Annotated in this window: 11 protein-coding genes; 9 read left to right on the top strand and 2 right to left on the bottom strand. The window is 51.3% G+C overall.

Annotated features, from left to right (window positions below):
* The first annotated feature begins 115 nt into the window (after window positions 1–115).
* The 8 genes from C2I18_RS22295 to C2I18_RS22330 all read left to right on the top strand — a co-directional run bounded on the left by C2I18_RS22295 (window position 116) and on the right by C2I18_RS22330 (window position 11,523).
* Window positions 116–478 carry a LytR/AlgR family response regulator transcription factor gene (locus C2I18_RS22295; RefSeq protein ID WP_249897922.1) on the top strand — a complete coding sequence of 121 codons (363 nt, stop codon included), beginning with the start codon at window positions 116–118 and terminating at the stop codon, window positions 476–478.
* A 76-nt stretch (window positions 479–554) separates the two neighbouring features.
* Window positions 555–1,739, top strand: coding sequence for a MalY/PatB family protein (locus tag C2I18_RS22300; RefSeq protein WP_249897923.1), 1,185 nt, complete (start codon window positions 555–557; stop codon window positions 1,737–1,739).
* A gap of 139 nt (window positions 1,740–1,878) precedes the next feature.
* A complete protein-coding gene (locus tag C2I18_RS22305; RefSeq protein WP_249897924.1) occupies window positions 1,879–2,829 on the top strand; it encodes a nucleoside hydrolase in 951 nt (316 codons plus the stop codon).
* A gap of 142 nt (window positions 2,830–2,971) precedes the next feature.
* Complete coding sequence (locus C2I18_RS22310) at window positions 2,972–4,213, top strand: stalk domain-containing protein (RefSeq protein ID WP_249897925.1); 1,242 nt, start codon at window positions 2,972–2,974, stop codon at window positions 4,211–4,213.
* Window positions 4,214–5,347: 1,134 nt separating this feature from the next.
* On the top strand, window positions 5,348–6,298 hold the full coding sequence (locus C2I18_RS22315; protein WP_249897926.1) for a radical SAM protein: 951 nt from the start codon (window positions 5,348–5,350) through the stop codon (window positions 6,296–6,298).
* A 211-nt stretch (window positions 6,299–6,509) separates the two neighbouring features.
* Window positions 6,510–7,520: an L-rhamnose/proton symporter RhaT gene (locus tag C2I18_RS22320; RefSeq protein WP_249897927.1), complete on the top strand. Its 1,011-nt coding sequence runs from the start codon at window positions 6,510–6,512 to the stop codon at window positions 7,518–7,520.
* Window positions 7,521–8,035: 515 nt separating this feature from the next.
* Window positions 8,036–10,042 carry a methyl-accepting chemotaxis protein gene (locus C2I18_RS22325; RefSeq protein ID WP_249897928.1) on the top strand — a complete coding sequence of 669 codons (2,007 nt, stop codon included), beginning with the start codon at window positions 8,036–8,038 and terminating at the stop codon, window positions 10,040–10,042.
* 239 nt (window positions 10,043–10,281) lie between these two features.
* Complete coding sequence (locus C2I18_RS22330) at window positions 10,282–11,523, top strand: helix-turn-helix transcriptional regulator (protein WP_249897929.1); 1,242 nt, start codon at window positions 10,282–10,284, stop codon at window positions 11,521–11,523.
* Window positions 11,524–11,582: 59 nt separating this feature from the next.
* Here the strand turns inward: C2I18_RS22330 and C2I18_RS22335 are convergent, their stop codons facing one another.
* Complete coding sequence (locus C2I18_RS22335) at window positions 11,583–11,981, bottom strand: GNAT family N-acetyltransferase (RefSeq protein WP_249897930.1); 399 nt, start codon at window positions 11,979–11,981, stop codon at window positions 11,583–11,585.
* Between the two features lie 35 nt (window positions 11,982–12,016).
* Window positions 12,017–13,366, bottom strand: coding sequence for a histidine--tRNA ligase (locus tag C2I18_RS22340; protein WP_249897931.1), 1,350 nt, complete (start codon window positions 13,364–13,366; stop codon window positions 12,017–12,019).
* 368 nt (window positions 13,367–13,734) lie between these two features.
* On the opposite strand from C2I18_RS22340, the gene C2I18_RS22345 reads away from it, so the two are divergent.
* Complete coding sequence (locus tag C2I18_RS22345) at window positions 13,735–14,388, top strand: HD domain-containing protein (protein ID WP_249897932.1); 654 nt, start codon at window positions 13,735–13,737, stop codon at window positions 14,386–14,388.
* Window positions 14,389–14,399 lie beyond the last annotated feature (11 nt).

Below are 14,399 nucleotides of genomic sequence, written 5' to 3' on the forward strand. Positions count from 1 at the left end.
CTTAGACCGCAGCACAAAGACAACCAGGGCTGTTCTCCGCGTTGCAACTGACGCGGGGACAGCCCTTATATTTTAAAAAGCCTGAATCATTCAGGTGGCGAAGGGCGGGAGAGGGATGATCAGAGCGTTTTTGTTGGATGTGAATCAGAAGGATCTCTATAAACTGGCTGCCATGCTGGAGCAGTCTGGAAAAGCCGCTGTGGTCGGAATGTCTTGCCATCCGCAGAGCGCTTTGAATCAGATCATCGAGCTCCAGCCGGATGTACTGTTTCTTGATCTTCAGATGCAGGGCCTGCAGGGCATGTATGTCGCTGAGCTGGTGAAGCAAAAGCTTCCGGCTATACAAATCGTGGTAATCACGGAGAGCAAGCAGCATGCCCTCTGGGCGTTTGATCAGGCTATTGAAGACTATGTTCTGAAGCCGCTGGAGGAAGTACGGCTCGGACTGTCGCTGGAACGGCTCCGCCATGGCAGCTGAAGCTGCCGGGGGGTGCCGGAATGCGGCCCCTATGTTACAATAATCTGACAAGCTGATAAGGATGAGGTGAAAGAAGTTGAAATATGATTTTGACCGAGTAATTGACCGCAGTAATACCCGTTCTTACAAATGGGATCAATCAGAGAAGCTGTTTGGCAACAAGAATGTACTGCCGCTATGGGTGGCGGACATGGATTTTGAGAGTCCTCCGGCTGTACAGGAAGCGCTGCTGCGCCGGGTGCGCAGTGGGATTTATGGTTACAGTGTGACCAGCGAATCCTACAGACAAGCCATTGTCCATTGGTTCCGCAGACGTCATGACTGGGAGATTAAGCCGGAATGGATCACAGATTCCCCGGGAATCGTTACTTCCCTCAGCCTTTCGGTGGAGCTGTTCACACAGCCGGGAGATCAGGTTATTGTTCAGACGCCGGTGTACTATCCGTTCTATGATGTGATTCTTATGAATAACCGCAAGGTGGCGGAGAACCCGCTGATTCTGAAGAATGGCCGTTATGAGATGGATTATGCCCAGCTTGAAGAGCTGATGAAAGGCGGCGCCAAGCTGCTGCTGCTGTGCAACCCGCATAATCCGGGCGGCAGAGTCTGGGGCCGTGAGGACCTGCAGCGTCTGGGAGATTTATGCGTGCAGTACGGAGTGACTGTCATTTCGGATGAAATCCACTGCGATCTGGCACTGCCGGGACATAAACATATCCCGTTTGCCTCGTTGTCTGAGGAGATTGCCGATATTACACTGACTACGCTGGCAGCTACCAAGACCTTCAATCTGCCGGGCCTGCAGACCTCTTACATTGTAGCCAAAAATCCGCAGCTGAAGCGGAGGTTTGACCTCAAGCTGAAGACGCTGAGCCTGCATATGGCGCATTTTTTGGCACCGGAAGCGGTTGAGGCTGCTTATAATGAAGGCGAAGAGTGGCTGGACGGGCTTGTCCAGTACATCGCCGGAAATGTGGAGTATGCCATCAGCTATCTGGAAGAGCAGCTTCCACAGGTCAAAGTAATGCGTCCGGAAGGGACTTACCTGCTATGGCTGGATTGCCGCGAGCTGGGCCTTGACATTGACGGATTGAAACGCCTGATGTTCCAGGAGGCAGAAGTAGCCTTCAGTGAAGGCTCTGTCTTCGGAACTGAGGGAAGAGGCCGTTTGCGTATTAACCTGGCTTGCCCGAGATCGCTTCTGGCGGAAGGGCTGCAGCGGTTTTGCCGTGCGGCAGCAGCTTATACAGCAGTGAAATAACAGTAAGCAAGGTGCGTTTAATGTAACCTGCCTACATAATGAAATCTGCCGGATCTTTCCATGGACAGTAAATGTTCAGGTGATCAGGCAGATTTTTTTAAAGTGAATATATACAGAAGAAACAGGAGAGAGAACCAGAATGAACACAACCAGAATGATCATCGATTGCGATACAGGTATTGACGATGCACTAGCCATCCTGTATGCCCTGAAGGCTCCAAATGTAATTGTAGAAGGAATCACTACCGTTTTCGGCAATATTGATGTCGGACAGGCTTCAGAGAATACGCTGAGACTGCTGGCTTTGGCGAATCCCGGATATGAAATTCCCGTTGCTGTTGGCGCTTCAAAAGCGCTTGTCCGCGAGACCCTGGGCTTCTCTGCCCATGTCCACGGGGAGAACGGCATCGGCGGCGCCGAACTGCCCCCATCCGCCCAGCGTCTGGTGGAAGAGCCGGCGCCTGACTTTATTGTACGGCTGGCCAATGAGAATCCCGGCGAAATGGTGCTGGTGACGCTGGGCCGTCTGACCAACCTGTCGCTGGCGCTGGATATAGATCCGCAGCTTAAGGACAAGTTCAAGAAGGTTGTTGTTATGGGTGGAACAATCTTTAAGCCCGGAAATGTGGCTCCTGTGGCGGAAGCCAACCTGTGGGGCGATCCGGAGGCGGCAGACCGGGTGTTCACTTCGGGGCTGCCTGTGCAGATGGTCGGGCTGGATGTAACGCTGCAGACGCGGATCACGTCAGAGCATCTGGGGCTTTTGAAGCAGTTCGGCAGGGAAGAGAATAAGGACATTATTGATTTCATGGAACAGTCCCTGCAGTTTTATTTCAAGTTCTACCGTGAAGCGAATTATTATATCAACAGCGCACCGCTCCATGATCCGCTGGCTCTGATGGCGGCGCTGCGGCCGGACCTGCTCACCTGGCGGCAGATGAAGGTCCGGGTGGAGCATCAGGGGCAGTTCACCTCAGGTATGGTCGTTGCTGACTTACGCGCACAGCCTAAAGTGGGGGAATTCATTGAGGTAGCCGTGGATGTTGAGGCGGAGAAGGCGGTCGGCGTCTTTTTGAGCGCATTTATGTAGAGCGCTTTGGGAGCCTTCCAGCTTAAAGGTTACAATCTATTAATTTCTATAAAATTCTATTTTGGTAAAATGATAGACGTATGCCATGTTAAAAGATTTGGCCGGACAAACGTTATATCAGAATAGAATGGAGAATTTGCCGATGAAAACCTTAAGCAAGCTGTTGTTGTGTGCTGCGATATCTGTAAGCGGATTAGCCGCTGTTCCCGTACATAAGACCGAGGCGGCAGGCGCTGTCAGCATTATGCTGGACGGATATCCGCTGCCGTTCCCAGTAGAACCGGCTGTGATGAACGGTACGACGATGGTGCCTTTCCGCGCGATTTCCGAAGCCCTGGGGATCCAGGTGGAATGGAATCAGGTTGCCAAGAAGATTACTGCAACGAAGATTGACCCGTCTGCCACGACCAAAGTCATTCTTACCCTTGGCAGCAGCACTGCGGCGGTAAACGGCGCCGCCGTAAAGCTGGCCGTAGCTCCGCAGAATGTGCGCGGCACCACGATGATTCCGCTCAGCTTCTTCAGCCAGCAGTTCGGTGCTGCGGTATCCTGGAACCAGGCGACCAAAACCGTGTCCATCACTTCCCCTAAGAAGGAGATGTACACCCTTGGCTTTTATGCACAAGGGGCGTTCAAAGAGGTATCGCTAATTCCGGACTTCAGTGCAATTGCATTCGGCTGGAGCCGGATTGACCGCAGCGGGCAGTTCACCACCTCGAGCACAGACTTCTGGTGGCCGGAAGCGGCAGGAGAGATTACACCGGAGTCGATCGTCCAGAACGCCGCAGCAGGCGGTACTGCCCCTTACCTGATGGTATATTCGGGTGACAAAGAGCTGGAACTCACGAAGAATATGGAAGACATGCAGCTTCAGCAGCAGACGATTGCAGGCATTGTCGAGCTGGCCGCTTCAAAAGGCTTTCAGGGAATCGGGCTCGATCTGGAAGGGCTCGGCCTGACCGGGGATAAGAAGAAGGTCCAGGGGGAGTATAATACTTTTGTCAAAAACCTCTCAACCGCAGCACGGGCAAAAGGGCTTAAGCTAACCGTTATTCTTCCTCCGCTGAACAGCTCTTATAAAGGATACGATTATAAAACATTGGCTTCTATCGCCGACGACCTCGTGATTATGGCTTATGCTTATGAAGATGAGTCACGTCCAGAGCCGATGAACAAGGTGGACGAAGGCATTCGTCTCGCCCTGCAGCAGGTCAGCAAGGATAAGCTGATTCTCGGCATCTCCGTTTACAGTGAGAATGAGAAATCGGTGAATGAGAAGATCGGGCTGGCCAAACGTTACGGCCTCAAAGGCATTGCCATTTGGCGCCTCGGGCTGATCGGCCAGCCGGTCTGGAACGAGATGGGCAAATCGGTTGAGCTGTAAACTGCACACAGAACTAAATAAGGCTGTCGAGTAAGACTCGACAGCCTTATTTATGTGATTTTGATTTCATACGAAACCGCGTTTTTGCTTGCCGGCTCCACCTCATCACCTCACGCGTACCAGAACCTATTCATTATTTGAAAATACTAATGCTAACGGACTCCAGATCCGTTATTTTGCGCTAGAGTTGTGTTTTGAAATCCTAACGGACCCTCGATCCGTTATTTCATCCAAAACGGCATAATGTACCCAGCATTTAGCAGCATAAAGGAACCACGGTCCGCTAGCGATAGAAACGGGGCCATATTAGGCAAATAACGGACCCAGTGTCCGTTAGCGTGCGAAGAGGACGAGGCATATAACGGTTGCAGTGTCCGCTGATATTTAAACACAGCAAAGAACTTAATACCTTCAAAAGAGCTGGCTTCTCACACTCTGGGAGGCTACTGGAAGGCAGTCAAATTTTATACTTTGGCCAGTGAGGGGGATGAAATGTGCACGAAACTGCAAAATCCCCGTTTAAACAGGCGGAAGTAGCCCTGCCGACCGGAGTTTGAGATTCAAGCTACTTCCGAAAATACTGCAGGTGCAGTGCTCTCCTTAACAGCGGCTCAATGTACTCGATTTTTCGAGTATAAATGGCTACTTTCCCTTGATAGCGACTCAATGTACTCGATTTTTCGAGTATAACAAGCTACTTTCCCTGCGCAGCGGCTCAATGTACTCGATTTTTCGAGTATAACAGGCCACTTTCTCTTCACAGCGACTCAATGTACTCGATTTTTCGAGTATAACAAGCTAATTTCCCTTCACAGCGTCTCAATGTACTCGGTTTTTCGAGTATAACAAGCTACTTTCCCCTCACAGCGACTCAATGTACTCGGTTTTTCGAGTATAACAGGCTACTTTCCCTTCACAGCGGCTCAATGTACTCGATTTTTCGAGTATAACAGGTTACTTTCCGCTGTAATTGTACGCAAGGGCCGTCGGCGCCTCAGGCGCAGTTTGGGTGCTCTTTCATAAATGAATTCTGCTGCATTACAACAAATGTCACATTAACCTGAGCCGCAAACCTTTATAATTTCTGAGGTTACGCTTTAAGCAGAACATTTTACATTCAGGAGGATACAGAGCATGAGCACAAAATATAAATCACTGGAGCTCGACAAACCGCTGACCTATGAGCTAGAGGGGCTGGAAGTCGGAGTGACCTCGAATTGCAATTTCCGCTGTGATTACTGCTGCGCATATAATAGAAATGACGGACAGAGCATTGACGGCAAGGAGGTGATCCGCATTCTGGAGGAGCTTCCGGGGCTGAAGCGGGTTCGGTTGTCGGGGGGAGAGGTTACGCTGAAGTTCCAGGACTGTGTGGAGATTGTAGCCTACTGCGCTTCACGTGGCATTCAGACCCAGCTGAATTCCAACGGCAGCCTGCTCAACGAGGAACGGATCCAGCAGCTGGTTGATGCCGGCCTGACCACAATACATATTTCCTTTAACTTTACTACGGCCGAAGGGTTCTCCCGATATTATAATATCCATCCAAGCGTGTACACCAAAATCCGCGAAAATATCACCATGTTTGCCAAAACAAAGGTGGATGTCGTGCTTGAGACGCTGCTTTTTGATGAAACTCAGGATCATATGAATGAGATCAGCGATCATGTCTACGCCATGGGCGTGCGGACGCATGAGATCCAGAACAGCATTATTATGGGCCACACCGGCTGGAAAGCGATAGCTGCCCGCGAGCAGCTGAAGAACGCCGTGAACGATCTGATTGCCCGTAAAAAGGAAGATACGACGCTCTATTTCACCTGCATGGACCGCTTCATGGAAGAGATGGGCTTTCAGGAGCAGCCTGGGGTATATTTCCCGCACTGTATTGAAGGCAAAAAGCAGCTTCACCTGCACGGCAACGGGGATATCCTGATCTCCGAACTGTGCCATCCGGTTATCATCGGCAATATTTATGAGGGGACTTCACTGAATGAGCTGTATACGAACATGCCTGCACCGCTCGCGGATTTTCTGGAGAAGCAGCCATGTCCGGCGCGTGACGCTCTATTCCCTAAAGCTTAAGATGATTTGCCTGTGGTAGACTACGGGGCTGTTCCGAGAGCCGGAAAAAGGCTGCTTGGGCAGCCCTTTTTCTATGCGTTACCCCATTCTGCTGTATTTCATAAATTTTCTTGTATAATACATTCCAATGTGAAATTTTTCATGTATAATCATCAGCATGTGCCAACTGGTTTTATATACATACAGAATACATGGATGGAGTGAATTTCGTATGATTTACGGGTTTTTACTGCTGCTGCTGGGCTGTTTTTTCCAGGGCAGCTTCGGGCTGGGAATGAAGAAATATCAGCCCTTCTCCTGGGAGGCCTTCTGGGTGATCTTCTCGGTTGTAGGGATTCTGATCATTCCGGCAGCCTGGACCTGGATTGAAGTCCCCAATTTCTTCAGTTACATCCGCCAGACTTCCGGTGATGTGCTGTGGACGGCAGCCTTTTGCGGTTTCCTGTGGGGCATCAGCTCGATTATGTTCGGCAAAGCGATTGACTCTATCGGAGTCTCTCTGACATACGGTGTCAACATGGGAATCTCTGCTTCCTTTGGTTCCCTGATTCCGCTGTTTATTTTCGGAAATATACCCGCGGCGGGGTCCTTTACTGTACTGCTGATCGGGGCGGCCATTATGCTGGCTGGTGTTGCTGTGATCACGCGGGCAGGACTGCTCAAAGAAAAAATGATCACCGCCTCCGGCAGCGGGACAAGCAGGGGTGGCAGCCTTACTGCAGGACTGGTTATTGCTTCGGTTGCCGGTCTCGGCTCGGCGGCGATGAATATCGGTTTTTCCTTTGCCAATGAGGCTGTGGATATTGCTGTTGCAGACGGAGTTCCCAAGATCAGTGCCAGTCTTATTTCCTGGGTAATTACATTGTCAGGCGGTTTTATTGCCAATTTTGCTTATGCCTTCATCCTGCTGATCAAGAACAAGTCCTATAAGGATTATGTGGCAAAAGGGGCCGGAACAGCATACGCCAAAGCTCTGGCAACGGCGCTGATCTGGTTCCTTGCCCTTGGTTTTTATGCCAAGGCAACCGCTCTGCTGGGGCCGCTGGGCGCTGTGGTGGGCTGGCTTATTTTTAACGGGCTGGCTTTAATCATCAGCAACGCCTGGGGTCTGAAGGACGGCGAATGGAAGGGGTTTGCGGCACCCAAAAAGCTGCTGCTCCGGGGAAATGCCATCCTGATTCTTTCCTGGATCGTGGTCGGGATAGCGAACAGTATGGCTTAGCGGTTATGCTGCTGCCGTTCCTGCGGTTAGCAGGCTCTCCGGCGGAATAAGTATAATTCGAGGCAATGAGCTTAGTGGATTTTCTCCACCTAATCTTGTCCTTATGCATTATTTATGAGCTTTAAATGGAAATCCTCCAGCTATTCACGCGGATAATGCTCTTTTGAGACTCATCCAGTACATTTAAGTGGAGTTTTTCCAATAAGTATTGGTTTACCGGTAATTATAAAAGATTTAGATGGAGAAATTCCACTTCCATACTGCAATATTCTTTAAAGTGAATATAAAGACGACAGGCGGAGCAGGTACTCCGGCCTGTTTTTTTACATCTGAAAAAGGTCATTTAATTAAAATTTAATTCAAAATTCGACTAATGTGATGAATTTCATTGAAACTCGGTATTTATCTTCACTGTTATACGACATAAACCGATATTACCAATAAGCACAAAAAACAGTGTTTTGGTGGGGATGAATCTTTTATAGGGAAGGTTGCTGAGTAAAATGAAGATTCGTATGAAATTAACGGTTTGGATGATTGCCATTACACTGTTGTCTACTGGATTATTGGGGATTTTTACGTACAGCAAGTCGACCGGCACCATACTGGATCTGACGGAATCAGCCATGCGGCAGGTCAATACCAACAAAGCGGAAACGATAGCAGCCATGATCGACAAAGAAAAGCGCAGCATGGCCCTGGTCGCCGAACAGACAGAAATAATTGAGCTGCTGCAGAATAACACCATTAACAAGGAACTTCAGACAAGTATAAATACCAGACTGCAGAAAATGGTGGAGGATGCGGGGAATCTGGAACATATATTTGTTGTTGATATGAACGGTATCGCGGTTGCCGATAGTGACACCAGGCTGATTGGAACGGATTTCAGTGAACGGAACTATACGATTGAAGCCATTAAAACGGGGGAGCCGGTGATCAGCGAAACGCTGAAGTCCAAGTCAACCGGTGCCTACGTTCTGGCTTTTGTGCATCCGGTTAAAGTAAACGGGGAAATGATCGGCTTCGCAGCTTCGGCAGTCAATGCTAACAGTATTATCAAGTACTTGTCGACTGCAAAAGTAACAAATGCCCCCTCTTCCTATGCGTACCTTGTAGACGAGACTGGCAATATGCTGTATCACCCTGACGAAGCGAAGATCGGATTGCCTGTAGAGAATGAGCAGATTACTGCAGTGGTCGAGCGGGTGAAAGCCGGGGAGAAGGTGGAAGATGGAGACGTGCAGTACCTGTTTGGGGGGGCGGAGAAAAAAGCCGCGTACACCGTCCTGCCGGAGACCAGCTGGACACTGGTGCTGACGGGAGATGTCGGCGAAATCATGCGGCCGGTGGATAACATGACTAATTTTATTATCCTGCTTGGACTGGGCTGCCTGCTGCTGACTGTACTCATTGGAGCTGTTGTAGCCGGCCGGATATCTTCTCCCATTGTTAAGCTGACAGAGATGATTAACCGGACCGCTGAGCTGGATCTCAAATATGATGCTAAATACGAGCCGCTGCTGAAGAATAAGGATGAGACAGGGATGATTGCCAAAGCCATGTTCCATACCCGCGCTGTGCTGCGCGAAATGGCCGGAAGCCTGATTCATATCTCCTCCAAAGTACTGGATAATGCCGAGACGCTGGAGAAGCTTTCGGTTGATGTGAGAGAGAATGCCCATGATAATTCGGCCACAGCAGAGGAGCTGGCAGCCGGTATGGAGGAGACCGCCGCTTCCAGCCAGGAAATGACGGCAGCTATCCACGAGATTGAGAGCAATGTCAGCATGATTTCCGGCCGGGTCAAGGAAGGATCGGAGGTGTCCGGGCAGATTACGGTGCGGGCCCTGACGCTTCAGCATGATGCCAGGGAGTCGATGGATCAGGCCCAGCGTATTTATGAATCGGTAAGGGCAGACATGGAGAAGGCTATCGAACAGTCTGGTGCGATTCAGGATATCAATATACTGGCCGATACGATTCTCTCCATTACAAGCCAGACCAATCTGCTGGCGCTGAATGCGGCGATTGAAGCTGCCCGGGCAGGGGAAGCAGGCCGGGGATTCGCGGTCGTGGCGGGTGAAATCCGCAAGCTGGCTGAGAAATCCTCCGAGACAGCTGCGGGAATACAGGATGTCGTCAAGAACGTCTACTCCTCAGTGGAGCAGATGAAGGATAATTCCGAAGCGATTCTGACGTTCATCGATCATAATGTACTGAAAGATTATGAGCGGCTGGCGGAAGTAAGCGAGCAGTACAACAGGGATGCTTCCACGATTGACGAGCTGATGAACCAGTTCGGAGAAGCTGCCGGGCATCTCAATGAGACGGTATCGGGCATCGCGGTTGCGGTGAATGAAGTAGCTGCGACGGTCAATGAAGGGGCGATCGGTGTGCAGGATATTGCCGAGAAGACTGCCGATATTGTGGAGAAAAGCTTTGATGAGGCCGCCATGGCCGATGAAAACACACAAAGTGCCAGGGAACTGCAGGCGCTGGTGGAAAAATTCAAAATATAAAGACATGTTAATAGAATCTTTAGCCCTATTTCAGCTTCTTTTAAGCTTGGGGAAGTATAGTAGTGGCATATCCCCTTTGTTATATAGATTTGACCCTGCCGGACGCTGGCAGGGTTCTTTTTTTGCCTGCTGACATCTTCTGTTATTAATTCCCCGGCGTTGTGGTTATAGGTTGATAGGATCACTCTTTTTTGGACCATACTATATATCATAACCAGCAGATGACCGAGGAGGGGCAAATGATCAGGATTATGAATATAACGGACGCGGAGAGGGCGGAAATGGAGAAATCGGGACAGCTGCGTATGCTCCGGGAGAGCTTTTTGCTGCAGCTGGTGAGCGAGGCGTGGTGCAGCCAGGAGGCGGTAAAAGATCGGCTCTGCCAGCTCAAGCTGACCCCTCTTGCCAAAGAGGGTGTAAAGCTGCGGTATGCGGCGGTACAGCTGGAGCTCCCGGGTGACTGCAACGGCTTAAGGAGCGGAATGCAGGTCCGGCTCCAAACGGAATTTCAGAACTTATGCCGTGAATCGGCGGACAGCCACAAGCATGTCTATCCGTTCTGCGATGCAGTTAGCCCGCGGCTGATGCATTTTCTGATTTTGTCAAAAGAGGGCATGGACAAGCCTGATCGCTGGATTACAGAGCTGCAGCATCATATTGAAAACGTGCTCAAACTGAGAAGTACAGCTGCAGAAGGTGTGGAAGTAAAGGGTCTGAAACGGATGAAGAGGGCCTTTGCCTGCTGCATGCTCTCCTTATACCGCAACGCGGTACCTATCAGGGGCGGAATGGCAGAGAACGGGGCCAGTCTAAAGCTGTCCGGGATTCCGGCTGAACTGGAACGCAGTCTTGTCCGGAGCCTGGAAGCACCCGATCCAAGTGTCTTTAGACGGAAGCTGGATGAGCTTATGGCGTTAAGTGAAAAGGAGGCCGGGCCGCTTGATGCCGCACTTTACCATGCCATGCAGCTTCTGCTGAACTTCACGGCCATCTCTGCCAAATACGAGTACGGCGGTTCTGCGCTATCGAAATATTTGTGGAACAGCCGGACTTCCCTCGCCGCCTGCACATCCCGCACAGAACTGACCAGCCAGCTGCTGAAGCTGGGTGAGCTTGTTATGGAAGAGGCTGAACAGGCGCGGCACTCCGGGGGAAGGCATTTTGCAGAGGCAGTGCGTAAATATATAGACCGGAACTACGGCTGTGAGCTGTCGTTATCTTCGGTTGCAGCGGTGTATGGTGTGGACGAAGCCGGATTGTCCCGGCAGTTCAAACAGCATGTGGGGGTATCCCCTGGTGATTATATCACCCGGATCCGAATGGCCAAAGCGGAGCAGCTGCTGCAGGAGTGTGCCTTGAAGCTGCACAGCCTGTCAGCTCTGGTGGGCTGCTCCAGCATAAGCCATTTTGTCAGCTCATTCAAAAAATACAGCGGAAAAAGCCCCAAAGCATACCGGCAGCAGGTTCTGAAGAACCGCTGACATGCCTGGATGTAACGCTGCCGGCAACTTAGCAGTCTGGGCCGGCTCCCGTCCCGGCTTTACCTGCCTCTTGGAAGCTCAAAAGCATTTACCAGCTTCTCGAATCCAAGACGGGGATAGTACTCCATCGCCCCCGGCGCTGACAACAGCAGCAGATTCACTTCTTCTCCCAAATGGGTGCGGAGGGTTCGGATCAGCTCCTTGCCGATGCCCTGGTGCTGGTAATCTTGGCGCACGGCAAGGTCCGATAGATAACAGCTGAGAGAAAAGTCTGTAATGGCCCGGGCCAGGCCTACCGGACGATCACCGTCCCAGGCGGTGACCAGGATGTCAGCATGCTGCAGCATTCTGCCGATCCGGTCCAGATCATCCACCGGCCTTCTCAGGCCGGCATCGGTAAAAATGTCTGCTGCAGCTGCAGCATCAAGCGGATGATTAACAGTATAGCTGATAGTCATAACGGCACACTCCTGCATTTCATAGTTTTAGCTCATTATGCCGAAGGCACAGGCCAGGGAACAGGTCCAATTTGCGGAATTTCAGCTGGTCCATGGGTCCATTTGCCTATGACCAGCAGGGCTTCCTCCAGCGGAACCACCTCTTCAGTTTGCAGCAGCATGTCCTTAAGCCGAACATTCCCGGACTCAGCCTCGCTGTCTCCGATCAGAATCACAAACCGTGTTCCCTTTGCAGAAGCGGAGGCCAGCGTTTTTTTGAGCTTGCGGCCGCTGCTGTCCACAGAGACCCGGATTCCCTCAGAGCGGAGTGCGGATGCGGCAAGCAAAGCCTGCGGCAGATTGGCGCCAATGGGAACAATCAGTACGCGGCCGTCTTTTGGCTCACTGTTCTGACGCTCCCCCAGCAGTGCCATGATGGATTCCATCCCGAATGAGATTCCGGCAGTAGGATACTCCATATCCTCACGTCCCAAAAGTTTCCCGACGATCGCATCATACCGTCCTCCGCTTCCGAGGCTGGAAGTGTAAGAACCGCTGGCATCGAAAATTTCATATACCGTTCCGGTATAAAAAGACAGCCCACGTGACAAAAACGGGTCAAACCGGCAGGTCTCTGCAAGGCCGATGTCTGCAAGCAGCTGCTGCAAGGCGAGAACTTCTTCTGCACCGGGCTGGCCTGACAGGCTGAACCGCTCCGCTAACTCCGGAAAGCCGGGCTCCTTCAGCTCCAGCAGATTTGAAATTACGTTCACCGCTTCCGGTGTGAAATGTTTGCTTTCCAGCTCTGCCAGCACCCCGGCCCGGCCGATTTTGGCCAGCTTGTCGAGGGTCAGCATGACAGAGAGGTGTTCCTGCGGCGCTATCCCTGCCGACTGGAGAACTTCACCGAGAAAACGGCGGTTATTCCATTGGATTACCACCGGGATATCCAGTCTGCGGAAGACATCCGCCGCAAGCATCATCAGCTCCGCTTCGGCCTGCGGGCCGGATACGCCAACGATGTCAGCGTCGCACTGCAGAAATTCGCGCAGCCGGCCTTTTTTGACCGGGCCGTCGCGGAACACCTTGCCGATCTCATAACGCCTGTAGGGAAGCTCCATACCCGGATTGAGGGCAATGACCTTGGAGAAGGGAATCGTCAGATCATAGCGGAGACCCAGCCTGCGTCCGCCCTGATCGGTGAGCTGGTACATTTCTTTTACAATCTCATCGCCGCCGGCGTATTTTGAAGTCAGCAAATCAAGCTCGTTCAGCAGCGTGGTATCCATGGATTCAAAGTCATACAGCTCAAACTGTCCGCGCAGCACCGCCTGCACCTTTTGCCGTACCGCCTGTGTTTTTCCGAAATAATCATAGGTTCCTTTGACGTTCTGTAATTCCTGCATGTTCAGCAGCTCCTTAATGTTAAATTTGGCGGAAATAAAATATCCCCACAAAGTGACGTTTAGCTTCGGGGCTTATTCAGGTACTTTGCGGGGGCCCCGAATCTAAACTTTCGGATACAATAAAAAAACGCGCCGGACCTCTTGGTCCTGCGCGTTTCATATGCCGCAGGGAGGCCGAACGCGAAATGCGTTAGCCCTCCCTGATAAATGATCAGGAGTGCTAACGCTGCTTGTGATAATAAAACTGATTCTGTATGATGGTAATGCTGTTCACGAGAATCATTTCCCTTCGGGCTGGATTACAGCACATTATAGCGGACCGAATGAAGTCCTGCAAGCAGAAATATGGAACACAGGAGGTATAATGAATGAATACAGCACAAATTATAACCGAAGCTGAGGCTTTTGCCCGGTCGGAGCTGGGGCAGGATACCACAGGGCATGACTGGTGGCATACAGAACGTGTACGCAACACGGCGGCGCTGATCGCGCAGATGGAGGGTGCGGATGCTTTTATATGTACAGCCGCCGCACTGCTGCATGATGTCGCCGATGAGAAGCTGAACCCGTCCAAAGCGGAGGGAATGCGCAAGGTACATAACTGGCTTGCCGAGCGGATCGAAGACGAAGCTCAGCTCACACATATCATGCAAATTATTGATACGATGTCCTTCAGCGGCGGCGGAGGGGAACCTATGGCCACATTGGAGGGGCGGTGTGTGCAGGATGCTGACCGGCTGGATGCGCTCGGAGCGATAGGCATTGCCAGAACGATGGTTTTTTCGGGAGCCAAGGGGCGTCCGGTGTATGATCCGGAAATCCCGCCGCGCGATGAGACATTGAAGCAGGAATACCGTGACTACTCCAAAGGGACAGCGGTGAATCATTTTTATGAGAAGCTGCTGAAGCTCAAGGACCTGATGAACACAGGCTACGGGCGAAGGCTGGCGGAGGAGCGGCATGATTTTATGGTGCAGTATCTGGAGCAGTTTTACCGGGAATGGAACCAGGGCGCCATATAACTGTTATAATG

It is taken from the genome of Paenibacillus sp. PK3_47 (assembly GCF_023520895.1).
Classification (GTDB): Bacteria; Bacillota; Bacilli; order Paenibacillales; family Paenibacillaceae; genus Paenibacillus_AQ.

What these genes read in the sequence shown, in the direction of transcription:
- C2I18_RS22295 (WP_249897922.1), top strand. Translation starts at nt 116, where the DNA reads ATGATCAGAGCGTTTTTGTTGGATGTGAATCAGAAGGATCTCTATAAA.
- C2I18_RS22305 (WP_249897924.1), top strand. Translation starts at nt 1,879, where the DNA reads ATGAACACAACCAGAATGATCATCGATTGCGATACAGGTATTGACGAT.
- C2I18_RS22310 (WP_249897925.1), top strand. Translation starts at nt 2,972, where the DNA reads ATGAAAACCTTAAGCAAGCTGTTGTTGTGTGCTGCGATATCTGTAAGC.
- C2I18_RS22315 (WP_249897926.1), top strand. Translation starts at nt 5,348, where the DNA reads ATGAGCACAAAATATAAATCACTGGAGCTCGACAAACCGCTGACCTAT.
- C2I18_RS22320 (WP_249897927.1), top strand. Translation starts at nt 6,510, where the DNA reads ATGATTTACGGGTTTTTACTGCTGCTGCTGGGCTGTTTTTTCCAGGGC.
- C2I18_RS22325 (WP_249897928.1), top strand. Translation starts at nt 8,036, where the DNA reads ATGAAATTAACGGTTTGGATGATTGCCATTACACTGTTGTCTACTGGA.
- C2I18_RS22330 (WP_249897929.1), top strand. Translation starts at nt 10,282, where the DNA reads ATGATCAGGATTATGAATATAACGGACGCGGAGAGGGCGGAAATGGAG.
- C2I18_RS22335 (WP_249897930.1), bottom strand. Translation starts at nt 11,981, where the DNA reads ATGACTATCAGCTATACTGTTAATCATCCGCTTGATGCTGCAGCTGCA.
- C2I18_RS22340 (WP_249897931.1), bottom strand. Translation starts at nt 13,366, where the DNA reads ATGCAGGAATTACAGAACGTCAAAGGAACCTATGATTATTTCGGAAAA.
- C2I18_RS22345 (WP_249897932.1), top strand. Translation starts at nt 13,735, where the DNA reads ATGAATACAGCACAAATTATAACCGAAGCTGAGGCTTTTGCCCGGTCG.